We start from the raw sequence: 25800 nt of genomic DNA on the forward strand, positions 1-25800 counted from the left end.
CGTACCGAAGCACCTGCTGTTGCATGTACCGACCCTCTTCTGAAAGCGCATTCACCCTAGATCGCGGGCCGCGTGACGGGCAAGACCGTCCAAAAGGATGACAGGCAACCTTGCAAGATGTCCTGTACACCTTTTACGTTGGGGGCATGCCGGAACCCACTGGAACCACCCTTCCGGGCCGCCGCGCCGCGCCGTCCGCCGAGCCGGGCGCCGAGGAGCTGGCGACCCGGCTCACGGCCGTGGTCGGCCGGCTGCTGCGGCGGCTGCGCAGTACGTCGTCGGGCGGGCTGCTCACACCGACGCAGCGCTCGGTGCTGTCCCGGCTGGACCGTGAGGGGCCAGCCACCACGGCCGCGCTGGCCCGCGCGGAGTACGTGCGTCCGCAGTCCATGCGGCTGACCCTCGGCGCGCTGGAGAGCCAGGGGCTCGTCGAGCGCGCGCCGGATCCGGCCGACGGCCGCAAGGCGGTGATGTCGCTGACGGCGGCCGGGACCGCCTCGCTCGCCGAGGTCCGGGCGGCGAAGCACGACTGGCTCGCCGAGGCCATCGCGGCCGGGCTCGACGCGGACGAGCGGCGCACCGTCGCCGAGGCCGCCGAGCTGATCGACCGGCTGACCGCCGGGAAATGACCTCCCGGACCCGGTGCGGGGCACGGTCCCGGTCCCGGCCCTGGGTGGCCACTTGGCCGGTAGGTCACAACCCGCCTCCGGCTCCGGTTCCGGTCCCGGTTCCGGTTCCGGCGGCGCCCCAGGCCCGGGCTCAGGCCCAGGTCCCGGGCTCAGGCCCAGGCCCAGGCGTACCGGACAGACGGCCGCGACGGCCCCGTGCCCGAATCCGCGCCGGGCAGCCGCCCGCACCCGGGGCTCGTACGCCCCCGTACCTGAATACCCACCCTTCACCCCACCGCACAGGAGCATCACCATGACCGCCACCACCCTGGACCCGAGGACCGCCCTGGTCGTCATCGACCTCCAGAAGGGCATCGTCGGCCGGGAGACCGCCCACCCCGCCGCCGGCGTCGTCGCCAACTCCGCGGCCCTCGCCGACGCCTTCCGCGCCAAGGGCCTCCCGGTCGTCCTGGTCCATGTCGTCGACGGCGCCCCCGGCCGCAACGAGACCCCGATGGGGGCCGGCGGCCGGCCGCCCGCCGACTGGGCGGACATCGTGCCCGAGCTCGGCCCGCGCGACGGCGACATCGTGGTCACCAAGCGCACCTGGGGCGCCTTCCACGGCACCGATCTCGACCTCCGGCTGCGCCGCGCCGGTGTCACTCAGGTCGTCCTGGCGGGCATCGCGACCAGCATCGGCGTCGAGTCCACCGCACGCTCGGCGTACGAGCACGGCTACAACGTCACGATCGCCACGGACGCGGTCACCGACATGGACGCGGACGCGCACCGCAACAGCGTCGAGAAGATCTTCCCGCGCCTGGGCGAGACGGACTCGACGGAGGCGATCGTCGCGCTGCTCGGCTGATCCCGTTGCCGGCCGATCGCCACTGCTCGGCTGATCACCATTGCCGGCTGATCGTCACTGCTCGGCCGATCACCGTTGCCGGCTGATCCCTCGATTCCCGGCGGGCGATACCCGGGGAGCGTTCCCGGTGGACGATTCCCCGGGCCGGCCCGACCGGCTCCCGTGCGGCGCGGCAGACCGGGGCGCTCCGCCGCACGGGTGAGGTTCGGTGCCGTCGCGCCGTGTCTGCGCCCCCGCCCGCGCGGGGGCGTTTTCAGTGGACGGAAGGAATCAGTGTGATCAACTGCATATGCCACCAGAAACGCACAATCTGGCACACCCGTGGACGGGTGGGTCGGGCCGGCCCCGGAGGTATCAGCCATGTCCCACGTCGGCGTCCCGCGCGGGACGGCCCGAAAGCGCCGCTCCCTCGCGCTCCTCACGACGGGCGTGCTGACGCTCCCCGTGCTGGCCGGCTGCAGCTCCGACGACGGCGCGACCGGTGTGACGGCCCCCCAGGACATCGCGGTCGCCGGCCGGAGCGCGGTCGCCGAGGGCGGCACGGTCAACTGGGCCGTCGACGCCCTGCCCACCACCCTCAACGCCTTCCAGGCGGATGCCGACAGCACCACCACCCGGATCACCGGCGCTCTGCTGCCGACGCTCTTCCCGCTGGACGCACAGGGCCGGCCGCAGCTCAACCCGGACTATCTGGAGTCCGCGAAGGTGGTCGAGAGCGAGCCCCGGCAGGTGGTGCTCTACCGGCTCAACCAGCAGGCGGTGTGGAGCGACGGCCGGGAGATCGGGGCGCCCGACTTCGTCGCCCAGTGGCGGGCGCTGAGCGGCAAGGACTCGGCGTTCTGGACCGCCCGCAACGCCGGCTACGAGCGCATCGAGAAGATCGAGCGCGGCGCCGACGACCTTGAGGTACGGGTCACTTTCGCCAAGCCGTACGCGGACTGGCGCTCGCTGTTCTCCCCGCTCTACCCGAAGGACGTGACCGGCTCGCCGGACGCCTTCAACGACGGGGCCCGGACCACCCTGAAGACCACCTCGGGACCGTTCCGGCTGCGCGGTGTGGACAAGGCGACGGGCCAGGTCACACTGGTCCGCAACCCACGCTGGTGGGGGGACCCGGCCAAGCTCGACTCACTGGTCTTCCGCGCCGTCGCCCCCAAGGACCGGACCGGGGCCCTGGCCGCGGGCCGGGTCGACGTGGCCGACGTGGACGCCGCCGCGGCCCACCGGATCGTGCAGGCGGCCGGCGGCACGGGTACCGACGTGCAGCCGCTGGCCCAGGGCCCCGGCGCGGGGGAGGGCCCGGCCGCGGCCCTGCGCTCCTGGGCGGTGTCGCACGGCTCGAACGCCAAGGAGGCGGCCGCCGCGCGGGCCGCCAGGGAGAAGAACCGGGCCGCCGCCGACGTGATCGCCGCCGAGCAGGCCGGGCTGCGCGCCTATGTGGTGCGCAAGTCGCTGGAGCCCGCCTACACCCAGCTCGCGCTGAACGGCGAGTCCGGGCCGCTCGCCGACGACCGGGTGCGTCGGGCGGTCGCCCGCGCACTGAACCGCCAGGAACTCGTGGACACCGTGCTGGGGCCGCTCGGCCTGCCCGCGCGGCCGCTCGGCAGCCATCTGGCGCTGGCCGGGCAGCCCGCGTACAAGGACAGCAGCGACGCGCTCGGAGGCCAGGACACCGAGGAGGCACAGGCGCTGCTGGCCGACGCGGGCTGGACGCCGGAGGGCGCGGTCGCGAAGTCGGACGGCACCAAGGCGGGCAGCGAGGCCGGTAAGAAGGACCCGGAGAAGAAGGAAGCGGAGAAGAAGGGGACGGGCCCGGCCGCCGGGAAGGCGGGCAGCACCGACGGCAAGACCGGCGACGGCGCGGCCCGGCACGAGCCAGCCCCCGACGACGGCCTGTACATCGTCGGCGACGACGACAAGCCCGGCGAGGGCGACCCGGCGGGCGGCGCCACCCACGTACTGGCCCCCGCCCCCGCCGCCGCGTTCCACAGTTCCGCACTGCTGCGCCAGGCCGGCTACCTCTCCGAGTCCGGCCTCTCGGAGGACGTCCCCTCCAGGGTCGCCGCCCAGGACAAGCGGCCGGGAGGCGCCGCCGGCGCGTACGCCCCCGCGGGCACCGCGGCTCCCGCACGGGCGGCCGACGGGCGCCGCGGTCCGCTCGGCAAGGACGGCAAGCCGCTGACGCTGCGCTTCGTCCTGCCGTCCGGTCCGGGTTCGGAGCCGCTGCGCAACGTCGGGGACAAGATCTCGGCGATGCTCGAATCGGTCGGCATCCGTACGGAGATCACCAAGGTCTCCGACGAGAGCTACTTCCAGGACCACATCGCCTCCGGAGACTACGACCTGGCCCTGTACTCCTGGCCCGCGACCGCCTACCCGGCCACCGACGACCGCCCGATCTTCGCCAAGCCGGTGCCCGCCACCGACGGCTCGCTGCTGGTCGAGCAGAACTACACCCGGGTCGGCACCGACCACATCGACCAGCTCTTCGACCAGGCGGTCTCGGAGCTGGACGAGGACGCAGCCCGGGATCTGATGAAGCAGGCCGACGCCCGGATCTGGGCCGCCGCCGGATCCATTCCGCTCTACCAGCGCCCGCAGCTCGTGGCGGCGAACAGGAAACTGGCGAACGTCGGCGCCTTCGGCTTCGGGGCACCCCACTACCAGGACATCGGTTTCAAGAAGCCGCAGGCCGCCGGAGCCCCGGCGAACAAGAAGAAGTAGCAGGTCAGAAGAGGGTCGGAAGCTCAGAACTGGCTCAAATCCCTTGCCCGCCGGCTTGCCCGGCAGGCAAGGTCGTCGCTACCCGTCGACCCGGGCGGCCGCTCGATCCCCCCACCTCCGAGACCCCCCACTCCGGAGCCCCTACTCCGGCCTCTCGGAGATTCCGCTTCGGAGCCCCACCTCCGAAGCCGTGCAAAGTCCCGTGTCCGCCTCCCCGTCTCCGCCCCCGCCTTCTCCTCTGCGGGGCCGTGGCCGCGACATCCGGTGAAATTCACCGGAAGAACCGGCCGCGGAGGCGGAAACAGGAGGCGGACACGGGCTTTCACCTCCTGTGCGGCACTCGTCCGCATGCTGCGAGCCTGTCGTCCGGGCAGGCCCGGCGGGCCGCTCGGAGGCCCGTTCCGAGGCCGGTAGGACTTGCCCGGGAAGCCGCGGCGGCGCCAGCCCCGTACCATTGGACGAGCCGTGGCGCGTCCGCCCGGCGGGCGTACGAGGACTTGAGACCGACTTAGACGCCTGATCCCACGATCCGAGAGAAGCGCAAGCCACCCATGCCCACGCGCCACGACATCCGTAACGTAGCCATCGTCGCCCACGTCGACCACGGCAAGACCACGCTGGTCGACGCCATGCTCAGGCAGGCCGGCGCCTTCGCCGCGCACGCCGCCGAGAACCTCGACGAACGCATGATGGACTCGAACGACCTGGAGCGTGAGAAGGGCATCACGATCCTCGCCAAGAACACGGCGGTGAAGTATCACCCCAAGGACGGCGGGGACCCGATCACGATCAACATCATCGACACCCCCGGCCACGCCGACTTCGGTGGTGAGGTCGAGCGCGGCCTGTCGATGGTGGACGCTGTCGTGCTCCTGGTCGATGCCTCCGAGGGCCCGCTCCCGCAGACCCGCTTCGTGCTGCGCAAGGCGCTCTCCGCGAAGATGCCGGTCATCCTCTGCATCAACAAGACCGACCGTCCCGACTCCCGGATCGCCGAGGTCGTCGACGAGACGTACGACCTGTTCCTGGACCTGGACGCGGACGAGGACCAGATCGAGTTCCCGATCGTCTACGCCTGCGCCCGTGACGGCGTCGCCTCGCTGACCAAGCCGGAGGACGGCACCGTCCCGGCGGACAGCGACAACCTGGAGCCGTTCTTCTCCACGATCCTGGCGCACGTCCCGGCCCCGGAGTACGACGAGGACGCCCCCCTCCAGGCCCACGTCACCAACCTGGACGCCGACAACTTCCTCGGCCGTATCGCGCTCTGCCGCGTCGAGCAGGGCGAGCTGCGCAAGGGCCAGACCGTCGCCTGGATCAAGCGCGACGGCACGACTTCCAACGTCCGCATCACCGAGCTGATGATGACCGAGGCGCTCACCCGCAAGCCGGCCGAGAAGGCGGGCCCGGGCGACATCTGCGCCATCGCCGGTATCCCGGACATCATGATCGGCGAGACCCTGGCCGACCCCGAGAACCCGGTCGCGCTGCCGCTGATCACGGTCGACGAGCCGGCCATCTCGATGACCATCGGTACCAACACCTCGCCGCTGGTCGGCAAGGGCGGCAAGGGCCACAAGGTCACCGCCCGCCAGGTGAAGGACCGCCTGGACCGCGAGCTGATCGGTAACGTCTCGCTCCGCGTCCTGGACACCGAGCGCCCCGACGCCTGGGAGGTCCAGGGCCGCGGTGAGCTCGCGCTGGCCATCCTCGTCGAGCAGATGCGCCGTGAGGGCTTCGAGCTCACGGTCGGCAAGCCGGAGGTCGTCACCAAGCAGGTCGACGGCAAGACCCACGAGCCGATCGAGCGCATGACGATCGACTCCCCCGAGGAGCACCTCGGCGCGATCACCCAGCTGATGGCGACCCGCAAGGGCCGCATGGAGACGATGACGAACCACGGTTCGGGCTGGGTCCGCATGGAGTGGATCGTTCCGTCCCGCGGCCTCATCGGCTTCCGTACGGAGTTCCTGACCCAGACCCGCGGCACCGGCATCGCGCACTCCATCTTCGAGGGCCACGAGCCGTGGTTCGGCGAGCTGCGCACCCGCCACAACGGCTCGCTGGTCGCCGACCGCTCGGGCTCCGTGACGCCGTTCGCCATGGTCAACCTCCAGGAGCGCGGTGTCATCTTCACCGAGGCCGGCACCGAGGTCTACGAGGGCATGATCGTCGGCGAGAACTCCCGCGCCGACGACATGGACGTGAACATCACCAAGGAGAAGAAGCTCACCAACATGCGTGCGGCTTCCGCCGACACCACCGAGAACGTGGTGCCGGCCCGCAAGCTCTCGCTGGAGCAGTCCCTGGAGTTCTGCCGCGAGGACGAGTGCATCGAGGTGACCCCGGAGACGGTCCGTATCCGCAAGGTCGTCCTCGACCAGAAGGAGCGCGGCCGCGCCGCGTCGCGCGCCAAGCGCTGATCCGACGCCGGGCGCACAACGCGCCCGCACATACAACGGGGCCCGGCCTTCCGTCAGTTGACGGGGGGCCGGGCCCCGCCGTGCGTCGGGCCGGGAGCTCTTCGGAACGCATCGGTGTGCATCAGCAACGGGATGGACGCGCAGGAGTGCCGTCCGGCAGGCTCATCACGCCGTTGTCCAGTGGTTTTCTCCGGCCATCCGTCCGCATATCGATCGTCGCTCTCCGAAAGCTGCGTTAACGGTCCGTTTCGAGCGTGTCTGTCTGGGATCACTTTGTCCGGATTTTGGGCAATCGCGATTCCTTGATGTTGTCAAAACGAGACCCCTTAAGTGTGGTTTACAGCCCGGTCGTACTTAATAGTTGGCTCCATTGAGCTCGGGTCAATGGGTCACGCACTGTGGGGAGTGCCGACTCACGAGCACACTAGGGGCACTGAAACGATCACCGTCAGGGGTGTCGGTGTATCGACTCCAGTGCCCTTCTTGTAGTCAAAAGTGGACTCATGAGGAGGAAACCCATGCGTGGTGCCAAGAGCGCCAAGTGGGTCGCGGGAGCGGCCATCATCGCCCTGGCCGCGACTGCCTGTGGTGGGAACGACAAGGACAGCGACAGCGGCATGAACTCCGGGAAGGCGGACCCGAACGGGATCCTGACCGCCCAGCTCGGAGAGCCGCAGAACCCGCTGCAGCCGGCGAACGCCAAGGAGAGCCAGGGCAGCCGTGTCCTGCGCACCATCTTCTCCGGCCTGGTCGACTACGAGCCCGGCACCGGCAAGCTCACGTACGTCAACGCCGAGTCCGTGACGCCCAACGCCGACTCGTCCGTGTGGACGGTCAAGCTCAAGCCGGGCTGGAAGTTCCACGACGGCACCACGGTCACCTCCAAGTCCTTCGTGGACTCCTGGAACTGGTCGGCCAACGTCAAGAACAACCAGACCAACTCCAGCTGGTTCCAGGACATCAAGGGTTACGCCGACGTCCACCCCGAGAAGGGTGCTCCGAAGGCGGACAAGATGTCCGGCCTGAAGATCGTCGACGACAACACCTTCACGATCAGCCTGACCGGCCCGGTCTCGTACTTCGCGTACAAGCTCGGTTACGACGTCTGGGCGCCGCTGCCCGAGTCCTTCTTCAAGGACCCGGCCGCCGCCGGCCAGAAGCCGATCGGCAACGGCCCCTACAAGTTCGTCTCGTGGGACCACAAGAAGCTGATCAAGGTCCGGAAGTTCGACGGTTACCAGGGCCCGAACAAGGCCAAGAACGGTGGCATCGACTTCAAGAACTACACCACCGCCGACGCCGCGTACTCGGACCTGCGGTCGAACAACCTCGACTGGATCGAGCAGATCCCGACGACGTCGCTGACCAGCTACAAGCAGGACCTCGGCGACCGTGCCATCGACGCCGAGTACTCCGCGGTGCAGTCGATCGTCCCGGCGTTCTACACCAAGCAGTTCAAGGACATCAACCCCAAGGTCATCCAGGGTCTGTCCATGGCGATCGACCGTGACACGATCACCAAGACCGTGCTGCACGGCACCCGTACCCCGGCCGACTCGTTCGTCGCCCGCGGTGTGCTCGGCTACAAGCCCGGCGCGCTCGGCGACATCGTGAAGTACAACCCGGCCGAGGCGAAGAAGCTCATCAAGGACGGCGGCGGCGTCCCGGGCAACAAGATCTCGATCCAGTTCAACGCCGACCAGTCCCACAAGCCGTGGGTCGACGCGGTCTGCAACAGCATCCGCAAGGCGACCGGCGTCGAGTGCGTGGGCGACTCCAAGCCTGACTTCCAGGCCGACCTGAACGCCCGTGACAACAAGCAGGTCAAGTCCATGTACCGCGGTGGCTGGGTGCTCGACTACCCGGTCAACTCGAACTTCATGCGCGACCTGTACGGCACCACCGCCGCGGGCAACACCTCGGGCTACTCCAACAAGGAGTTCGACGCCCTCGCCGCGAAGGCCGACAAGGCGAAGACGCTCGACGAGACCGTCAAGATGTACCAGGACGCCGAGCAGCTCCTGAAGAACGACATGCCGGCCATCCCGCTGTGGTTCTACAAGAACAACTCGGGCCAGTCCACCAACGTGTTCGGCAAGATCGTGTACGGCCAGGACGGCGACCCGATCTTCACCGACGTCCAGGTCAAGGCCAAGAAGTAAGCATCGGGACCCGAAGGCCGGTTCCGCCGTTCCTCTTCAGGGGCGGCGGAACCGGCCCGTAGGCGATGCCCCGGGGCTCTCCCCCCACACCCCGCGGCGGAGACAACTCTGAGAAGGCCATCGCCGACCCCTCACGGCATGGAGGCATGATGGGGCGTTACGTCGCAAGGCGACTGCTCCAGATGATCCCGGTATTCATCGGGACCACTCTGATTATTTTCCTCATGGTCCACATCCTTCCCGGTGACCCAATCCGGGCGATGTGGGGAGACAAGGCGGCAGACCCCGCACAGGTCGCGTCGCTCCGCCATGAGTTCGGGCTCGACCAGCCCCTGTGGAAGCAGTACATCGACTACATGGGCAATCTCTTCCAGGGCGACTTCGGCAAGACCTTCGGTGGTCGCGAAGTCATCGACGAGATGTCCGAGTCCTTCCCGGTGACGCTGCGGCTGACCGCGGTGGCGATGCTCATCGAGATCATCGTCGGCATCGGGCTCGGCGCCTGGGCGGGCCTGCGGGCCGGCAAGGCCGCCGACACCGGCGTACTGATCTTCACCCTGATCGTCATCTCGATCCCGGTGTTCGTGCTCGGCTTCCTCGCCCGCTTCGTCCTCGCGGACCAGCTCGGCTGGGTGGCACCGAACGTCCAGGACTCCACGGACTACGCGCAGTTGTTCCTACCGGGCTTCGTGCTGGCCATGCTCTCCATGGCGTACGTGGCACGGCTGACCCGCACGACCTTCGCGGAGAACCTGCGCGCCGACTACATGCGTACCGCCATGGCCAAGGGCCTGCCGCGTCGCCGCATCGTCGGTGTCCACCTGCTGCGCAACTCGCTGATCCCGGTCGTCACCTTCCTCGGCACGGACATCGGCGGCTTCATCGGCGGCGCGGTCGTGACCGAGGGCATCTTCAACGTCCAGGGTGTCGGGAACCTGCTCTTCAAGGCGCTGCAGCAGCGCGAGGGCTCGACGATCGTCGGCGTTGTCACGGTCTTCGTCCTCGTCATCCTTGTGATCAACCTGCTCGTCGACCTGCTGTACGCGGTCCTGGACCCGAGGATCCGGTATGCCTGACGTCACCGAGACCAAGACCGAAGCAGCGGTGGACGCCGTCGCCGCTCCCTCGGCCGCGGACGCCCAGAGCAAGGACAAGCCGCGCAGCCTCTGGGGTGACGCCTGGTTCGACCTGCGTCACCGCCCGATGTTCTGGATCTCCTCGATCCTCCTGCTGGTCCTGCTGGTCATAGCCGCCTTCCCGGGGCTCTTCACCGGCGTCAACCCGCGCGACGGCGACCTGACCAACCACTTCCTGACCAAGCCGGAGCTGGGGCACTTCTTCCAGCCCGACTGGTTCGGCTACGACGGCCAGGGCCGTTCGATCTACGCGCGTGTCATCTACGGCACCCGCGCCTCGATCCTGGTGGGTGTCGGCGTCACCGCCGCGGTCACCCTGGTCGGCGGCCTGCTGGGCATGCTCGCCGGCTACTTCGGCGGCTGGCTCGACTCCGTCATCTCCCGGGTCACCGACATCTTCTTCGGCATCCCCTTCCTGCTCGGCGCGATGGTCGTCCTGAACGCCTTCACCGAGCGCAAGGTGTACGTGGTGATCCTGGCCCTGGCCTTCCTGGGCTGGACCTCGATCTGCCGTGTCATGCGTGCCTCGGTGATCACCGCGAAGCAGGCGGACTACGTGACGGCGGCCCGCGCCCTCGGCGCCGGCACCCCGCGGATCCTCTTCCGGCACGTCCTTCCCAACGCGCTCGCCCCGACCATCGTCGTGGCCACCATCGCGCTCGGCGGGTACATCTCGGCCGAGGCGACGCTCTCGTTCCTCGGGCTCGGACTCGCGGACCCGACGATCTCGTGGGGCATCGACATCGCCGAGGGCAGCCAGGCCATCCGCGACAACCCGCATGCGCTGCTGTTCCCGGCAGGAATGCTCAGCCTCACGGTCTTCGCGTTCATCATGCTGGGCGACGCGGTCCGCGACGCCCTCGACCCGAAGCTGCGCTGAGGAGGGCGTACGACGTGACCATCATGGACAAGACAGCAGACATCCCGGCGCCCCGCTCCGGGGGACCGGACGACGCCCGACTCCTCGAAGTGCGCGACCTGCACGTGGAGTTCCACACCCGGGACGGCGTGGCCAAGGCCGTCAACGGTGTGAACTACAGCGTGGACTCGGGCGAGACCCTGGCCGTGCTCGGTGAGTCCGGTTCCGGCAAGTCCGTGACCGCCCAGGCGATCATGGGCATTCTCGACATGCCGCCCGGCAAGATCCCGCAGGGCCAGATCCTGTACCGCGGTCAGGACATGCTCACCATGAGCAACGAGGAGCGGCGGAAGATCCGCGGCCAGAAGATCGCGATGATCTTCCAGGACGCGCTCTCCTCGCTCAACCCCGTGCTCTCGGTCGGCTACCAGCTCGGCGAGATGTTCCGGGTCCACCAGGGGCTCTCCCGCAAGCAGGCCAAGCTCAAGGCCATCGAGCTGATGGAGCGGGTCAAGATTCCCGCCGCCAAGCAGCGGGTCAACGACTATCCGCACCAGTTCTCCGGCGGTATGCGCCAGCGCATCATGATCGCCATGGCACTGGCGCTGGAGCCGGACCTGATCATCGCGGACGAGCCGACCACCGCGCTCGACGTGACGGTCCAGGCCCAGGTCATGGACCTGCTCAAGGAGCTCCAGACCGAGTTCAACATGGGGCTGATCCTGATCACCCACGACCTCGGCGTCGTCGCCGACGTCGCGGACAAGATCGCGGTCATGTACGCGGGCCGGATCGTCGAGACGGCACCGGTGCACGAGCTGTACAAGCGGCCCGCGCACCCGTACACCCGCGGTCTGCTCGACTCGATCCCGCGGCTCGACCAGAAGGGCCAGGAGCTCTACGCGATCAAGGGCCTGCCGCCCAACCTGCTCAAGATCCCGTCCGGCTGCGCCTTCAACCCGCGCTGCCCCAAGGCGGAGGACATCTGCCGCACGGAGATTCCGGCCCTGGTGCCGGTCTCCGAGCAGGACGGCAGCGAGCTGCCCGGACGCGGCAGCGCCTGCCACTTCTGGAAGGAGACGATCCATGGCTGAGCTCGACAAGACGGACGGTTCCATGGACGCCACCCCGAACGTTACCGACGTCGTGACGGTCGACGCCGCCACCGAGACGGCGGCGGTCGCCGCCATCGAGGCCCCGGTGGAGCGCGGTGAGCCGATCCTCCAGGTGCGCAATCTGGTCAAGCACTTCCCGCTGAGCCAGGGCATCCTGTTCAAGCGCCAGGTCGGCGCGGTCAAGGCCGTGGACGGGGTCTCCTTCGACCTCTACCAGGGCGAGACGCTCGGCATCGTCGGCGAGTCGGGCTGTGGCAAGTCCACGGTCGCCCGGCTGCTGATGGCGCTGGAGACGGCCACGTCCGGCGAGGTCTTCTACAAGGGCCAGGACATCACCCGGCTGTCCGGCCGCGCGCTGAAGGCGGTCCGCCGGAACATCCAGATGGTGTTCCAGGACCCGTACACCTCGCTGAACCCGCGCATGACGGTCGGCGACATCATCGGCGAGCCCTTCGACATCCACCCCGAGGTGGCCCCGAAGGGCGACCGGCGCGCCAAGGTCCAGGAACTGCTGGACGTCGTCGGCCTCAACCCGGAGTACATCAACCGCTACCCGCACCAGTTCTCCGGCGGCCAGCGCCAGCGCATCGGCATCGCCCGCGGCCTCGCGCTCAACCCGGAGATCATCATCTGCGACGAGCCGGTCTCCGCGCTCGACGTGTCGGTGCAGGCGCAGGTCATCAACCTGATGGAGAAGCTCCAGGACGAGTTCAACCTGTCCTACGTCTTCATCGCGCACGACCTGTCGATCGTCCGGCACATCTCCGACCGGGTCGGCGTGATGTACCTCGGCAAGATGGCCGAGATCGGTACGGACGCGGAGATCTACGACCACCCGACGCACCCCTACACCCAGGCGCTGCTGTCGGCGGTCCCGGTCCCGGACCCCGAGGCCCGTGAGCGCGGCGAGCGGATCATCCTCACCGGTGACGTCCCGTCGCCGGCGAACCCGCCGTCGGGCTGCCGCTTCCGCACCCGGTGCTGGAAGGCCCAGGACAGGTGCGCCACGGAACTGCCGCTGCTGGCGGTCCCGGAGCGCTTCAAGGGCAAGGACACTCCCGCGGCGCACGAGTCGGCGTGCCACTTCGCCGAGGAGAAGGACATCGTCGGCGCGGCTTCCTGACGGAGCCCGACCCACACGGAAGCGCCCGGAACCGATCGGTTCCGGGCGCTTCTTCCTTTTCCCGGAACCGGGCGCGCAGGTGGCTCGGGTCAATGGGCTCACGTGCTCGGTTCCGCGGGACCGGGGAGCCCCGCGTCCTGGGACCGGTCGGGTCCTGTCCGCGGGGCGCCCCGGGGCCGGGGCTGGGGTGTCAGGCCCCGGCCTTGGGGTCTTCGGTGGTCTTCTTGCCGAGCTCCGGCGCGGACGAGGCCGTACGGGCCTTCGGGACGGCCGCGGCGGTCTGGGCGTCCTCCGGGTAGTGGCAGGCCGTCAGATGGCCTTCCCGGCTGCCCTCGACCCGCACCAGCGGCGGGGCCTCGCTCGCGCACTTGTCCGTCGCCTTCCAGCAACGGGTACGGAAGCGGCAGCCCGACGGCGGGTTGACCGGGGAGGGCACGTCGCCGACGAGGCGGATGCGGTCCCGGGCCGGCGTGTCGTCGGCGGTCGCCTCGGGCACCGCCGAGAGCAGCGCCCTGGTGTACGGGTGACGCGGATTGCCGTACAGGTCCTCGCGGTCGGCGATCTCCACGATCCGGCCGAGGTACATGACCGCCACGCGCTGCGAGAAGTGGCGCACGATGGCCAGGTCGTGGGCGATGAACAGGAACGCGATGCCGAGTTCCTTCTGCAGCTTCTGCAGCAGGTTCACCACCTGGGCCTGGATCGACACGTCCAGTGCCGAGACCGGCTCGTCGGCCACGATCAGCTTCGGCTCCAGGGCGAGCGCGCGGGCGACCCCGATGCGCTGGCGCTGGCCGCCGGAGAACTCGTGCGGGAAGCGGTTGTAGTGCTCCGGGTTGAGCCCGACGGTCTCCAGCAGCTCCCGCACGCGTGCCTCGCGGCCGCCCGCCGGGTCGATGTCGTTGATCTCCATCGGCGCGGTGATGATCTTGCCGACGGTCTGCCGCGGGTTCAGCGAGGCGTACGGGTCCTGGAAGATCATCTGGATCTCGGAGCGGACCGGGGCCAGCTCCTTGCGCGAGGCGTGGGTGATGTCCTGCCCGCGGTAGGAGATCCGGCCGGCCGTCGGCTCCAGGAGCCGGGTGATCAGCCGGCCCGTGGTCGACTTGCCGCAGCCGGACTCGCCGACCAGGCCCAGGCTCTCGCCCTGGGCCACGGAGAAGTCCAGCCCGTCCACGGCCTGCACCGCGCCGATCGTCCGCCGGATCGGGAAGCCGCCCTTGATCGGGAAGTGCTTGGTGAGTCCGGAGACGTCCAGGAGGGGATCTGTGCTGCTCATGGTGGGGAAGTCCCGTCTCTTGTACGTCAGTTGGGCCGGGTGCCGGCGAAGTCTGCGAAGAACTCGGCGCGCTGATCCGCGGTGAGGTGGCAGGCGGCGCCGCGCCCGGCGGTGAGCTCCAGCGGCGGCTGGTCCGTCGCGCAGCGCTTGCCGCCGACCTGCTCGGTGAACGTGCACCGGGGGTGGAAGCGGCAGCCGGTCGGCGGGTTGAGAAGGCTCGGCGGGGAGCCGGGAATCGGCGACAGCGGTACGTCGACCGGACCTTCGAGGCTCGGCATCGAACCCAGCAGGCCCCAGGTGTACGGGTGCTGGGGCGCCCGCAGGACCTCCTTCTTCGTACCGCGCTCGACACAGCGCCCGCCGTACATCACCAGCACGTCGTCCGCGATGTCGGCGATGACCCCGAGGTCGTGGGTGATGAAGACGATCGAGGTGCCGGTCTCCTGCTGGAGGTCCTTGAGCAGGTCCATGATCTGGGCCTGCACGGTGACGTCCAGCGCGGTGGTCGGCTCGTCCGCGATCAGCAGCTCCGGGTCGCAGACCAGCGCCATGGCGATCATGGCGCGCTGGCGCATACCGCCGGAGAACTGGTGCGGGTAGTCGTCCACCCGCAGATCGGGCTGCGGGATGCCCACCTTGGTGAGCATCTCGACGGCCCGCGCGCGGGCCTCCTTCTTGGAGGCGCCGGTGTGCTTGCGGTACGTCTCGCCGATCTGCTTGCCGATGGTGTGGTACGGCGACAGCGAGGCCAGGGCGTCCTGGAAGATCATCGCCATCTTGTTGCCGCGCAGCCGCTCCAGCTCCCGCTCCGACGCGGTCAGCAGGTCCCGTCCGTCGAGGAGGATCTCGCCCTCGATCTCGGTGTGGTCGGGGTGGTGCAGCCCGAGGATGGTCAGGTTGGTGACGGACTTGCCGGAGCCGGACTCGCCGACGATGCCGAGTGTCCGGCCCTTCTCGACGTCGAAGGACAGCCCGTCGACGGCCTTGACCATGCCGTCTTCGGTGGAGAAGTGCACGCGCAGATCGCGTACGGAGAGGAAGGGGGTGCTCACTGGATCTCTCCCTAGGCGAGGCGGACGCGCGGGTCGATGAGGGCGTAGACCGCGTCGACGATGATGTTGAAGATGACGATCGCCGCCGCCGCTACCAGGACCACACCGAGGATCAGCGGCAGGTCGTTGTCGCCGACGGCCTTGACCGAGAGGGCGCCGATGCCGTGCAGGCCGAAGGTCTTCTCGGTGATGATCGCACCGCCCAGGAGGAGGCCGATGTCGAGGCCGAAGATGGTGACGATCGGGCCCATGGCACCGCGCCAGGCGAACCGGAAGAACACCGTCCGTCGGGACAGGCCCTTGGCGCGCGCGGTGCGCACATAGTCCTCGTTCAGCGTCTCGACGAGCTGGGAGCGGGCCATGCGGGTGTAGTTGGCGGTGAAGATCAGCGCCAGCACCAGCCAGGGCAGCAGCAGCCCGGAGAACCAGCCGGACACGCTCTCGGTGAAGGGGACGTCCTTGGGGCGGCTCAGGATGTGCCACTGGTCCGCGAGGTAGTACATGGCGACCACGCCGACGATGTAGATCTGCATCGAGGACCCGATCAGCGACGCCGAGGACGCCACCTTGTCCAGCGCCTTGCCCTGCTTGACCGCGGCGAGCATGCCGGTGCCGACACCGAAGACCACGAAGACGACCGCGCTGCCGATCGAGAGGGAGAGCGTCGTGGGGAGGCGGTCCAGGATGGTGCCGAGGACCGGCTCACGGTTGTGGAACGAGTAACCCAGGCACGGGGCGGGGCAGTGCCCGAAGGAGCTGTAGTCCCGGCCGACGAACACGGCCTGGAGCCAGTGCCAGTACTGCACGGGCAGCGGGTCGGCTATGCCGAGGTTGCGTTTGACCAGCGCCAGCGTCTCGGGTGTGCACACCTTGCCGCAGGCCACACGCGCTGGGTCGCGGGGCGCGACGTAGAAGAGGACGAAAGTGATGGCACTGATGATCAGCAGGATGACCAGTGCGCCGATTGCCCGGCGGATGAGGAAGCGGAACATGGCGATGGATTTCCCTGGCAGACGCCGACGAGGGGGAGTGGAGCGGGCGGGGCGCCGCACGGGCGCCCCGCCTCAGGAGTGTCGGCGTCAGGCCTTCACGAACAGCTTGTAGAAGATGGCCGAGGAGAACTGCGGGTGGAACATCGCCCCGCCGACCTTCTCGCCGTAGAGGTAGAAGCGGCGCTGGAACGTCTCGGGGATGATCGGCGCCTCCTCCGTCATGATCCGCTTGTCCAGCGCGGCCCAGGCCTTGCCGGCCTCCGTGGGGTCGGCGATGAGGTTGTTCTTCTTGATTCCTTCGTTGACCCAGTCGACGTTCAGCTGCGAGATGTTGTTCGCGCCGTTGGCGATCGTGCTGCCGTCGAAGAGCGGCTGGATCAGGGTGTAGCCGGTCGGCCAGTCCGGGGACCAGCCGAACCACATCACGTCGAACTTGTTGTCGATCTGCTGGATCTGGTCGTAGTAGCTGGTGGAGTCCAGCTGCTTGATGACCGGGTCGAAGCCGGCCGCCTTGAGGGCGTTCTCGATGACGACCTTGGTCTTGTCGTAGGTGTTGCTCTGCGGGAAGGCGTAGACGACCTTCTGGCCTTCCTTGCCGGCCTCCTTCAGCAGCTTCTTCGCCGCCTCCGGGTCGCCCTGCGGCTTCTTCAGCTTGCCGTAGACGTCGTCCTTGGCGTAGCCGAGGATGTCGGGGCTCAGGATGGAGGTCGCGTAGTCACCGGCCGACGGGCCACCGTAGATCTTGCGGATCTGCTCCAGCGGCCAGGCGTGGATGAGGGCCTGACGCACCTTCAGGTCCGTGATCCGCTTGGTGTTGATCGCGTAGTAGTAGATGCCGGTCAGCAGGCCGTTGAAGGTCCGCTTCTTCAGCTCGGGGTCGGTGAGGACCTTCTGGATGCGCTCGGCCGGGACGCCGCTGTACGCCATGACCGCGTACTGGTCGTCGCCGTCGTCGGCGATCATCCGGTCGGTGGCCTGGAGGGACTCGGGGCCGAACTCGTAGACGAAGCTGTCCGGGTAGGCGTTGCGGATCGCGTCCGTGTTGGGGTCCCAGTGCGGGTTGCGCACCAGCGTCATCGACTTGTCGATGGCGTGGGCCTTGATGCGGTACGGACCGCAGCTCATCGGGTCCTTGTCGTACTTCTCCTTGGTGTCGCCCTTGACCGGGACGGCCGCGTAGGAGTTCATCGCCAGGGTGAAGTTGAGGTCCAGGCGGGGCTCGGCCAGCTTGAAGGTGATCGTCTTCGCCTTGGCGTCGGTGACGACCGCGTCGAGGTGCTTGCCGCCGTACGGACCCTTGTACTTCGAGCGGAAGTCGCCCGGACCGACCAGCGCGTTCTGGACGTAGCCCGCACCCTCGGTGGTGAAGCTGGCGAAGCCGCGCTCGATACCGTGGCGGACGTCCTCGATGGTGAGTTCCTTGCCGTCCTCCCACTTCAGACCGTCCTTCAGGGTGAAGGTCCAGGTCTTGCCGTTGTCGGACATGGTGCCCGCGTCGGTGGCGAGGTCGCCGACCAGCTTCATCGAGCCGTCAGCCGCGATCTTGTAGCCGGTCAGGCCACGGATGAAGAGGTCACCGACCGCGGAGTTCCACGAGAAGTAGATGCGCTGCGGGTCCAGGTGCGAGAAGTCGTCCGGGGCGATCCCGCGGATCGTGCCGCCCTTCTTCGCGCCCGGTATCTCGGCGGCCGGACCGGTGGAGTCGGCCTTCGTGCCGACCACGACCGCGCCGGTGTACTTGTCGGTACCGCCGTGACCGGCGCTGCCGCCCTTCTTGGTCGTGCTGCCGCTGCTGCACGCGGAGAGGACCATCGAACCGCCGGCCGCGACCGACGTGGCGATGACGAAGTTTCTGCGGGAAAGGGACATGGCTTCCTGCTCTGGTCGAGGGAGAGAAACGATCTTTCCGGTGGGCCCCGTCGCCCGGCCGGAGGAAGTGCGGTTCAGCGCTTGGTCTTCGGGTCCAGTGCGTCACGCACCGAGTCGCCCAGCAGGTTGAAGGCGATGACGAAGATCACCATCGAGACGCCGGGGAAGAGCATGAACGTGATGTCGCTCTGGTAGACGTCCGATCCGCGCTGGATCATCACGCCCCAGTCGGGGGTCGGGGAAGTGAGCCCGACGCCGAGGAAGGCGAGGCCCGCCTCCGCGGTGACGTACGCGGGCAGCGCGAGCGTGGCCTGGATCAGGATCGGCGTCCAGAGGTTGGGCAGCAGTTCCTTGAAGATGATCCTCGCCGGGGAGGCGCCGGTCACCCTGGCGGCCTCGACGAACTCGCGCTCGCGCAGGGCGAGTACCTCGCCGCGCAGCAGACGCGCGATGGAGGCCCAGCCGAAGGCCGTCATGACCGAGATGAGGCTGACGACGGTCAGCCAGACCGGGGTGTTCTCCTCCGGGGAGACCAGGATCGAGATCAGCACCGGCCAGAAGGCGATGAAGAAGAGCGTGGAGGGGAAGGCCAGCAGGATGTCGATGACCCGGCCCACGAGGTAGTCGGTCTTCCCGCCCAGATAGCCCGCCGTGATGCCGATGGCGATGCCGATCACCGTCACCAGCAGGGTGGTTACCGCGGCGATGAGCAGGGAGTTGCGGATGCCGTAGAGCAGGAAGGTGAAGACGTCCCGGCCGAGTCCCGGCTCGATGCCGAACCAGAAGTCGCCGCTGATACCGCCGTTGGGCAGTACCGGCGAACCGAAGTCGTCCAGCAGGCTCGTGTCGTTCTGCCCGTACGTCGTGTACGGGTCCTTGCCGTACAGCTTCGCGATCAGCGGTGCGCAGATGGCGATCACGAAGAAGAAAATGACCACATAGGCCGAAATCATGCCGGTGCGGTCGCGCTTGAAGCGCAGCCAGGCCATCCTGCCCGGTGAGCGGCCGTCACCGCCCTTGGTCGCGGACGGTCCCGCTGTCGACTGCGGCTTCGCGTCCTCCACCTCAAGAGGGGTGGTGGCTTGCGGGGTTGGAATCGTCATGGTGCTCCTGGCCCGGAGGGTCGAAGGACTCCGCAGGGCAACACCTACGGGCTACCCGGACTTTTTCAACGCAATTCATGCAGGGTCAATGAATGTCCGACGCCCTTGGCATGCTCTTTGGAAATTTGACCAATCCGTGACCTTTTGAAGGGCGTGGCTTTGCTTCCGTTTGGCTTTTTCGAAGGCGTGTTCGCGACTTAACGGGTGAATTCCGGCAATGAGTCCGATATGCGGGCGCGGTTGTCTCGGAATTCGTACGGTCGATCGGATGGGCTCGCGGTCGATGCGCATTCGATGCGCGGCCGTTACCGCTCCGGTGTCTGCCGGGGGCCGCGCCCGCGACCCCTCCGGCCGTGAAGTGCCACTCGGGTGGGCCCCGACGCGCCCGAATGGGTGGAGTAAATGTGCGTGATGTCTGTGATGCGGTGATATTTGACCGTACGTAAGACGGAGCACTACGAGGAGGCACTCCATGCGCGGAGCCACACAGGCCAGGTGGGCCGCATGTGCGGTGGTCGTCGCCCTGGCGGCGACGGCATGCGGCGGCGGGGGCAGCAGCGGTGGCGGCGGTGGCGCGAACGGCATCGTGAGCTCTTCGTGGGGTGACCCGCAGAACCCGCTCGAACCCGCCAACACCAATGAGGTGCAGGGCGGCAAGGTCCTCGACATGATCTTCCGGGGGCTCAAGAGGTACGACCCGAAGACCGGCGCGGCCACCGACATGCTCGCCGAGAAGATCGAGACCAAGGACAACCAGAACTTCACGGTCACCGTGAAGGACGGCTGGACCTTCAGCAACGGCGAGAAGATCACCGCCCACTCCTTCGTGGACGCCTGGAACTACGGCGCGCTGCTGAAGAACAATCAGAAGAACGCCTACTTCTTCGGATACATCGACGGCTACAGCAAGGTCCACCCCGACTCCGGCAGCGCCTCGGCCAGCACGCTCTCCGGCCTCAAGGTGCTCAACGACAAGACGTTCACCGTCAAGCTGTCGCAGAAGTTCTCCCTCTGGCCCGACACCCTCGGCTACCCGGCCTTCGCCCCGCTGCCCAAGGCGTTCTTCACCGACCACGCCGCCTGGGTGGCCAAGCCGATCGGCAACGGGCCGTACACCGTCGACAAGTACACCAAGGGCTCGTCGATGAACCTGCGCAAGTGGGACAAGTACCCCGGCGACGACAAGGCGCAGAACGGCGGCATCGACCTCAAGGTCTACACCGACAACAACACCGCCTACACCGACCTGACGGCCGGCAACCTGGACCTGGTCGACGACGTGCCCGCCTCGCAGCTGAAGAACGTCAAGGCGGACCTCGGCGACCGGTACATCAACACCCCGGCCGGCATCATCCAGACCCTCGCCTTCCCCTTCTACGACAAGAAGTGGGACACCCCCGGCGGCATCAAGGTCCGCCAGGGCCTGTCGATGGCGATCAACCGCCAGCAGATCACCGATCAGATCTTCCAGAAGACCCGCACCCCCGCCTCCGACTGGACCTCCCCGGTCCTCGGCGAGGCGGGCGGCTTCAAGAAGGGGCTGTGCGGCGCGCCCTGCGAGTACAACGCGGCGAACGCCAAGAAGCTGATCCAGGAGGGCGGCGGCATCCCCGGCGGCCAGCTCAAGATCTCGTACAACGGTGACACCGGCTCCCACAAGGAGTGGGTCGACGCCGTCTGCAACAGCATCAACAAGGTGATGGGCAACAACAAGGCGTGCGTCGGCGCCCCCGTCGGCACCTTCGCCGACTTCCGCAGCCAGGTCTCCCAGCAGAAGCTGACCGGTGCCTGGCGGGCCGGCTGGCAGATGGACTACCCGCTCATCCAGAACTTCCTGCAGCCCGTGTACTACACCGACGCCTCGTCCAACGACGGCAAGTGGAGCAACAAGCAGTTCGACGGACTCGTCGACAAGGCCAACGCCGAGTCCGACAAGGCCAAGGCCGTCTCGACCTTCCAGGACGCGGAGAAGGTCCTGGTCGCCCAGATGCCCGTCATCCCGCTCTGGTACCAGAACGGCAGCGCCGGCTACTCGGAGAACATCACCGACGTGTCGCTGAACCAGTTCAGCGTCCCGGTCTACGAGCAGATCAAGGTCAAGTGACCCGTGGAGGGTCTTTCGTTCGGACGGCCGGACCCCGCGGGCCCGGCCCGATCCGGACCGGAGGCCCTGAGGCCGGGTGGCCGGTGCCAGGAACGCACCGGCCACCCGGCCTCCCCTTCCCCGGACGCGTCACTCCCCAGCCCGAGCCCTGACCACCGCGACCCCCGGAGCCCTTCATGGGACGTTATGTGATCCGGCGGCTGCTGCAGATGATCCCGGTCTTCTTCGGCACCACGCTGTTGATCTTCCTCATGGTGAACGTGATGGGCGACCCCATCGCGGGTCTCTGCGGCGACCGCCAGTGCGACCCCGCGACCGCGGCCCAGCTCCGCTCGGAGTTCGGCCTCGACAAGCCTGTCTGGCAGCAATACCTCACCTACATGGGCAATGTCTTCACCGGCGACTTCGGCACCGCGTTCAACGGTCAGAAGGTCACCGAGCTGATGGCCACCGCCTTCCCCATCACCATCCGGCTCACCGTCGTCGCGATCGTCTTCGAGATCGTCATCGGCATCAGCCTCGGAGTCGTCACCGGCCTGCGCCGCGGCCGCCCCGTCGACACCACCGTGCTCATCCTGACCCTGGTCGTCATCTCCATCCCGACCTTCGTCACCGGCCTGCTGCTCCAGCTCCTCCTGGGAGTCGAGTGGGGCATCATCAAACCCTCCGTCTCCTCGGAGGCGCCCTTCAACGAACTGCTCGTACCGGGCCTCGTCCTCGCCTCGGTCTCCCTCGCGTACGTCACCCGGCTCACCCGGACCTCCATCGCGGAGAACGCCCGCGCCGACTACGTCCGCACCGCCGTCGCCAAGGGCCTGCCCAGGCGCCGCGTCGTCATCCGGCACCTGCTGCGCAACTCACTGATCCCGGTGGTCACCTTCATCGGCACCGACGTGGGCGCCCTGATGGGCGGCGCGATCGTCACGGAGCGGATCTTCAACATCCACGGCGTCGGCTTCCAGCTCTACCAGGGCATCCTGCGCCAGAACTCCCAGACCGTCGTCGGCTTCGTCACCATCCTCGTCCTCGTCTTCCTGGCGGCGAACCTGCTCGTCGACCTGCTGTACGCCGTACTCGACCCGAGGATCCGCTATGCCTGAGCAGACACCGGACGAGGCGATCTCGTCCGCCGGAGCGGGAGGCGTGATGGACCTCGCCCTGGAGGAGGGCACGACCCTCGAAAGGACACCCGGCGGCCCCGAGGGCACCGGCCCCGCCGAGAAGCCGCGCAGTCTGTGGTCCGACGCCTGGCGGGACCTGCGCCGCAACCCGGTCTTCATCATCTCCGCCCTGATCATCCTCTTCCTGGTGATCATCTCGATCTGGCCCTCGCTGATCGCCGACCAGGACCCGCTCGACTGCGACCTGGCCAAGGCCCAGCAGGGCTCCCAGCCCGGGCACCCCTTCGGCTTCGACGGACAGGGCTGCGACGTCTACACCCGTACCGTCTACGGGGCCAGGAACTCGGTGACCGTGGGCGTCTGCTCCACCCTCGGCGTCACCCTGCTCGGCGGCATCCTCGGCGGCCTGGCCGGGTTCTTCGGCGGACTGTCGGACTCGGTCCTCTCCCGTGTCACCGACGTCTTCTTCGGCATCCCGGTGGTCCTCGGCGGCCTGGTCTTCCTCTCCGTGGTCACCAGCTCCACCGTCTGGCCGGTGATCGGCTTCATCGTGCTGCTGGGCTGGCCGCAGATCGCCCGCATCGCCCGGGGCTCCGTGATCACCGCCAAACAGAACGACTACGTGCAGGCGGCACGGGCGCTCGGCGCCTCCAACACCCGGATGATGCTGCGCCACATCACGCCGAACGCCATCGCACCGGTCATCGTCGTCGCGACCATCGCGCTCGGTACGTACATCTCGCTGGAGGCGACCCTCTCGTTCCTCGGCGTCGGCCTGAAACCGCCGGCCGTCTCCTGGGGCATCGACATCTCCGCCGCGTCCCAGTACATCCGCAACGCCCCGCACATGCTGCTCTGGCCCGCCGGAGCCCTGGCGGTCACCGTGCTCGCCTTCATCATGCTCGGCGACGCGGTGCGCGACGCCCTCGACCCCAAGCTGCGCTGAGGAGCCCGCTGCCATGTTGCTCGAAGTGCGCGATCTGCACGTGGAGTTCCACACCCGCGACGGCGTCGCCAAGGCCGTCAACGGGGTCAACTACTCGGTGGCCGAGGGCGAGACGCTGGCCGTGCTCGGCGAGTCCGGCTCCGGCAAGTCGGTCACCGCCCAGGCCGTCATGGGCATCCTCGACATGCCTCCCGGGAAGATCAGCGGCGGCGAGATCCTCTTCAAGGACCGCGACCTGCTGAAGATGAAGAAGGACGAGCGCCGGAAGATCCGCGGCCAGGAGATGGCCATGATCTTCCAGGACGCGCTCTCCTCCCTCAACCCCGTGCTCAGCGTGGGGGAGCAGCTCGGCGAGATGTTCGTCGTGCACCGGGGGATGTCCCACAAGGACGCCAAGCTGAAGGCCGTCGAGCTGATGGACCGGGTCCGCATCCCGGCGGCCAAGGAACGCGTCGGGAACTTCCCGCACCAGTTCTCCGGCGGCATGCGCCAGCGCATCATGATCGCCATGGCGATGGCGCTGGAACCGTCGCTGATCATCGCGGACGAACCCACCACCGCCCTCGACGTGACCGTCCAGGCCCAGGTGATGGACCTGCTCGCCGAGCTCCAGCGCGAGCTGAACATGGGCCTGATCCTGATCACCCACGACCTGGGCGTGGTCGCGGACGTCGCCGACAAGATCGCCGTGATGTACGCGGGCCGGATCGTCGAGTCCGCCCCGGTCCACGAGATCTACCGGGCACCCGCCCACCCGTACACCAAGGGCCTGCTCCGGTCGATCCCGCGCCTGGACCAGAAGGGCCGGGAGCTGTACGCGATCAAGGGCCTGCCGCCCAACCTGCTGCACATCCCGCCCGGCTGCGCCTTCAACCCGCGCTGCCCGATGGCCCAGGAGATCTGCCGGGGCGAGGTGCCGCCGCTGTTCGAGGTGGCCGAGCACCGCGAGAGCGCCTGCTACTTCTGGAAGGAGACGCTCGATGCACGCTGACCACTCGGGGCGCAGGGAAGCGCGCGAGGAGGGCGAGAAGGCCCGGGCGCTGCTCGCCAAGTCACGGGCCACCTCCGCCGCGGCGGGCGGCGAACCGATCCTGGAGGTCCGCGATCTGGTCAAGCACTACCCGCTGACGCAGGGCATCCTGATCAAGAAGCAGATCGGTGCCGTCAAGGCGGTCGACGGGGTCTCCTTCGACCTCGCGGCGGGCGAGACCCTCGGCATCGTGGGGGAGTCCGGGTGCGGCAAGTCGACCGTGGCCAAGATGCTGGTCCATCTGGAACAGCCGACGGCCGGCGCGATCAGGTACAAGGGCGAGGACCTCACCAAGCTGTCCGGGCGCGCCCTGAAGTCCGTGCGCCGCAACATCCAGATGGTGTTCCAGGACCCGTACACCTCGCTCAACCCGCGCATGACGGTCGGCGACATCATCGGGGAGCCGTACGAGATCCACCCCGAGGTCGCGCCGAAGGGCGACCGGCGCCGCAAGGTCCAGGACCTGCTGGACGTCGTCGGGCTCAACCCGGAGTACATCAACCGCTATCCGCACCAGTTCTCCGGCGGCCAGCGCCAGCGCATCGGCATCGCCCGCGGCCTGGCCCTGAACCCCGAGATCATCGTCGCCGACGAGCCCGTCTCCGCGCTCGACGTCTCCGTACAGGCGCAGGTCGTCAACCTGCTGGACCGGCTCCAGGCGGAGCTCGGGCTGAGTTACGTGTTCATCGCGCACGACCTGTCGATCGTCCGGCACATCTCCGACCGGGTCGGTGTGATGTATCTGGGACGGATCGTCGAGATCGGCTCGGACGAGCAGATCTACGACCACCCCACGCATCCGTACACCCAGGCGCTGCTGTCCGCGGTCCCGGTGCCGGACCCGACGGCCCGGGAGCACCGGGAGCGGATCATTCTGCACGGCGACGTACCGTCGCCCGCCAACCCGCCCTCCGGCTGCCGCTTCCGCACCCGGTGCTGGAAGGCGCAGGAGCGGTGCGAACTGGAGGTGCCGCTGCTGGCCGTCCCGGCCGTCTTCCGGCTGGCGGACACACCGGCCGGGCACGACTCGGCCTGCCACTTCGCGGAGGAGAAGCAGGTGGTGCCGCCGGAGGGGCTGCTGGAGACACCGGGGGAGACGCCGGGGGAGACGGCCGCCGAAGCCGGGGCGCCGGACGGCGCGGACGGACGGGGCGGGACGTCGGACGGACGGGGCGGTACGTCGGACGGGGAGGGCGGTACGTCGGACGGGGAGGGCGGTACGTCGGACGGGGAGGGCGGGGACGCGCCGTCCGGGAGCACGCGGGCCGGCTGACCGCGGGCCCGTT

At 68.3% G+C, this 25800-nt stretch carries 19 protein-coding genes; 14 read left to right on the forward strand and 5 right to left on the reverse strand.

The annotated features are described in order from the left end of the window. Nucleotides 1-146: 146 nt before the first annotated feature. The 9 genes from ACGF8B_RS04855 (at nt 147) to ACGF8B_RS04895 (ending at nt 13018) form a co-directional block, all read left to right on the forward strand. Nucleotides 147-629: a MarR family winged helix-turn-helix transcriptional regulator gene (locus ACGF8B_RS04855; RefSeq protein WP_392734838.1), complete on the forward strand. Its 483-nt coding sequence runs from the start codon at nt 147-149 to the stop codon at nt 627-629. A gap of 292 nt (nt 630-921) precedes the next feature. Further along, nucleotides 922-1476 carry an isochorismatase family protein gene (locus tag ACGF8B_RS04860; RefSeq protein ID WP_392734840.1) on the forward strand — a complete coding sequence of 185 codons (555 nt, stop codon included), beginning with the start codon at nt 922-924 and terminating at the stop codon, nt 1474-1476. A 360-nt stretch (nt 1477-1836) separates the two neighbouring features. Continuing rightward, entirely contained in the window at nt 1837-4200 is a 2364-nt protein-coding gene (locus ACGF8B_RS04865) for an ABC transporter family substrate-binding protein (protein ID WP_392734842.1), read from the forward strand. A gap of 551 nt (nt 4201-4751) precedes the next feature. After that, complete coding sequence (typA, locus tag ACGF8B_RS04870; protein ID WP_392734844.1) at nt 4752-6623, forward strand: translational GTPase TypA; 1872 nt, start codon at nt 4752-4754, stop codon at nt 6621-6623. Between the two features lie 518 nt (nt 6624-7141). Continuing rightward, the gene (locus tag ACGF8B_RS04875) at nt 7142-8785 is read left to right on the forward strand and encodes an ABC transporter substrate-binding protein (protein WP_392734846.1); all 1644 of its coding nucleotides are present in this window, start codon (nt 7142-7144) and stop codon (nt 8783-8785) included. Nucleotides 8786-8934: 149 nt separating this feature from the next. Beyond that, entirely contained in the window at nt 8935-9861 is a 927-nt protein-coding gene (locus ACGF8B_RS04880; protein ID WP_392734848.1) for an ABC transporter permease, read from the forward strand. Further along, nucleotides 9854-10801 carry an ABC transporter permease gene (locus tag ACGF8B_RS04885; protein ID WP_392734850.1) on the forward strand — a complete coding sequence of 316 codons (948 nt, stop codon included), beginning with the start codon at nt 9854-9856 and terminating at the stop codon, nt 10799-10801. The genes ACGF8B_RS04880 and ACGF8B_RS04885 overlap by 8 nt, the downstream gene beginning before the upstream one ends. A 14-nt stretch (nt 10802-10815) precedes the next feature. After that, entirely contained in the window at nt 10816-11874 is a 1059-nt protein-coding gene (locus ACGF8B_RS04890; protein ID WP_392734851.1) for an ABC transporter ATP-binding protein, read from the forward strand. Continuing rightward, nucleotides 11867-13018, forward strand: a complete 1152-nt coding sequence (locus ACGF8B_RS04895; RefSeq protein ID WP_392734853.1) for an ABC transporter ATP-binding protein — start codon at nt 11867-11869, stop codon at nt 13016-13018. Before ACGF8B_RS04890 ends, ACGF8B_RS04895 begins: the two co-directional genes overlap by 8 nt. A 190-nt stretch (nt 13019-13208) precedes the next feature. Here the strand turns inward: ACGF8B_RS04895 and ACGF8B_RS04900 are convergent, their stop codons facing one another. The 5 genes from ACGF8B_RS04900 to ACGF8B_RS04920 form a co-directional block, all read right to left on the reverse strand. Beyond that, nucleotides 13209-14297 (reverse strand): dipeptide ABC transporter ATP-binding protein, encoded by a 1089-nt coding sequence (locus ACGF8B_RS04900; protein ID WP_342285644.1) that lies wholly within the window; start codon nt 14295-14297, stop codon nt 13209-13211. Nucleotides 14298-14323: 26 nt separating this feature from the next. Beyond that, the gene (locus tag ACGF8B_RS04905; protein ID WP_392735482.1) at nt 14324-15289 is read right to left on the reverse strand and encodes an ABC transporter ATP-binding protein; all 966 of its coding nucleotides are present in this window, start codon (nt 15287-15289) and stop codon (nt 14324-14326) included. A 71-nt stretch (nt 15290-15360) separates the two neighbouring features. After that, the gene (locus tag ACGF8B_RS04910) at nt 15361-16341 is read right to left on the reverse strand and encodes an ABC transporter permease subunit (RefSeq protein WP_342285645.1); all 981 of its coding nucleotides are present in this window, start codon (nt 16339-16341) and stop codon (nt 15361-15363) included. An 87-nt stretch (nt 16342-16428) separates the two neighbouring features. After that, nucleotides 16429-18210, reverse strand: coding sequence for an ABC transporter substrate-binding protein (locus ACGF8B_RS04915; protein WP_342285646.1), 1782 nt, complete (start codon nt 18208-18210; stop codon nt 16429-16431). 74 nt (nt 18211-18284) lie between these two features. After that, on the reverse strand, nt 18285-19313 hold the full coding sequence (locus ACGF8B_RS04920) for an ABC transporter permease (protein ID WP_342285648.1): 1029 nt from the start codon (nt 19311-19313) through the stop codon (nt 18285-18287). Between the two features lie 472 nt (nt 19314-19785). On the opposite strand from ACGF8B_RS04920, the gene ACGF8B_RS04925 reads away from it, so the two are divergent. The 5 genes from ACGF8B_RS04925 to ACGF8B_RS04945 all read left to right on the forward strand — a co-directional run bounded on the left by ACGF8B_RS04925 (nt 19786) and on the right by ACGF8B_RS04945 (nt 25787). Next, on the forward strand, nt 19786-21417 hold the full coding sequence (locus ACGF8B_RS04925) for an ABC transporter substrate-binding protein (RefSeq protein ID WP_392734856.1): 1632 nt from the start codon (nt 19786-19788) through the stop codon (nt 21415-21417). A gap of 176 nt (nt 21418-21593) precedes the next feature. Next, the gene (locus tag ACGF8B_RS04930) at nt 21594-22517 is read left to right on the forward strand and encodes an ABC transporter permease (RefSeq protein WP_342285652.1); all 924 of its coding nucleotides are present in this window, start codon (nt 21594-21596) and stop codon (nt 22515-22517) included. Continuing rightward, the gene (locus tag ACGF8B_RS04935) at nt 22510-23484 is read left to right on the forward strand and encodes an ABC transporter permease (RefSeq protein WP_392734859.1); all 975 of its coding nucleotides are present in this window, start codon (nt 22510-22512) and stop codon (nt 23482-23484) included. The genes ACGF8B_RS04930 and ACGF8B_RS04935 overlap by 8 nt, the downstream gene beginning before the upstream one ends. Nucleotides 23485-23497: 13 nt before the next feature. Then, nucleotides 23498-24475 carry an ABC transporter ATP-binding protein gene (locus tag ACGF8B_RS04940; protein ID WP_124716584.1) on the forward strand — a complete coding sequence of 326 codons (978 nt, stop codon included), beginning with the start codon at nt 23498-23500 and terminating at the stop codon, nt 24473-24475. Beyond that, nucleotides 24465-25787 carry a dipeptide ABC transporter ATP-binding protein gene (locus ACGF8B_RS04945; protein ID WP_392734861.1) on the forward strand — a complete coding sequence of 441 codons (1323 nt, stop codon included), beginning with the start codon at nt 24465-24467 and terminating at the stop codon, nt 25785-25787. Before ACGF8B_RS04940 ends, ACGF8B_RS04945 begins: the two co-directional genes overlap by 11 nt. Nucleotides 25788-25800 lie beyond the last annotated feature (13 nt).

Source organism: Streptomyces sp. NPDC047917 (assembly GCF_043204345.1).
GTDB lineage: Bacteria > Actinomycetota > Actinomycetes > Streptomycetales > Streptomycetaceae > Streptomyces > Streptomyces sanglieri.

Bases quoted from the DNA above. Each gene is read 5' to 3' on its own strand.
- ACGF8B_RS04865 (WP_392734842.1), top strand. From the start codon at position 1,837: ATGTCCCACGTCGGCGTCCCGCGCGGGACGGCCCGAAAGCGCCGCTCC.
- ACGF8B_RS04945 (WP_392734861.1), top strand. From the start codon at position 24,465: ATGCACGCTGACCACTCGGGGCGCAGGGAAGCGCGCGAGGAGGGCGAG.
- ACGF8B_RS04880 (WP_392734848.1), top strand. From the start codon at position 8,935: ATGGGGCGTTACGTCGCAAGGCGACTGCTCCAGATGATCCCGGTATTC.
- ACGF8B_RS04905 (WP_392735482.1), bottom strand. From the start codon at position 15,289: ATGGTCAAGGCCGTCGACGGGCTGTCCTTCGACGTCGAGAAGGGCCGG.
- ACGF8B_RS04855 (WP_392734838.1), top strand. From the start codon at position 147: ATGCCGGAACCCACTGGAACCACCCTTCCGGGCCGCCGCGCCGCGCCG.
- ACGF8B_RS04860 (WP_392734840.1), top strand. From the start codon at position 922: ATGACCGCCACCACCCTGGACCCGAGGACCGCCCTGGTCGTCATCGAC.
- ACGF8B_RS04935 (WP_392734859.1), top strand. From the start codon at position 22,510: ATGCCTGAGCAGACACCGGACGAGGCGATCTCGTCCGCCGGAGCGGGA.
- ACGF8B_RS04915 (WP_342285646.1), bottom strand. From the start codon at position 18,210: ATGTCCCTTTCCCGCAGAAACTTCGTCATCGCCACGTCGGTCGCGGCC.
- ACGF8B_RS04925 (WP_392734856.1), top strand. From the start codon at position 19,786: ATGCGCGGAGCCACACAGGCCAGGTGGGCCGCATGTGCGGTGGTCGTC.
- ACGF8B_RS04940 (WP_124716584.1), top strand. From the start codon at position 23,498: ATGTTGCTCGAAGTGCGCGATCTGCACGTGGAGTTCCACACCCGCGAC.
- ACGF8B_RS04910 (WP_342285645.1), bottom strand. From the start codon at position 16,341: ATGTTCCGCTTCCTCATCCGCCGGGCAATCGGCGCACTGGTCATCCTG.
- ACGF8B_RS04900 (WP_342285644.1), bottom strand. From the start codon at position 14,297: ATGAGCAGCACAGATCCCCTCCTGGACGTCTCCGGACTCACCAAGCAC.
- ACGF8B_RS04885 (WP_392734850.1), top strand. From the start codon at position 9,854: ATGCCTGACGTCACCGAGACCAAGACCGAAGCAGCGGTGGACGCCGTC.
- ACGF8B_RS04920 (WP_342285648.1), bottom strand. From the start codon at position 19,313: ATGACGATTCCAACCCCGCAAGCCACCACCCCTCTTGAGGTGGAGGAC.
- ACGF8B_RS04875 (WP_392734846.1), top strand. From the start codon at position 7,142: ATGCGTGGTGCCAAGAGCGCCAAGTGGGTCGCGGGAGCGGCCATCATC.
- typA (WP_392734844.1), top strand. From the start codon at position 4,752: ATGCCCACGCGCCACGACATCCGTAACGTAGCCATCGTCGCCCACGTC.
- ACGF8B_RS04930 (WP_342285652.1), top strand. From the start codon at position 21,594: ATGGGACGTTATGTGATCCGGCGGCTGCTGCAGATGATCCCGGTCTTC.
- ACGF8B_RS04895 (WP_392734853.1), top strand. From the start codon at position 11,867: ATGGCTGAGCTCGACAAGACGGACGGTTCCATGGACGCCACCCCGAAC.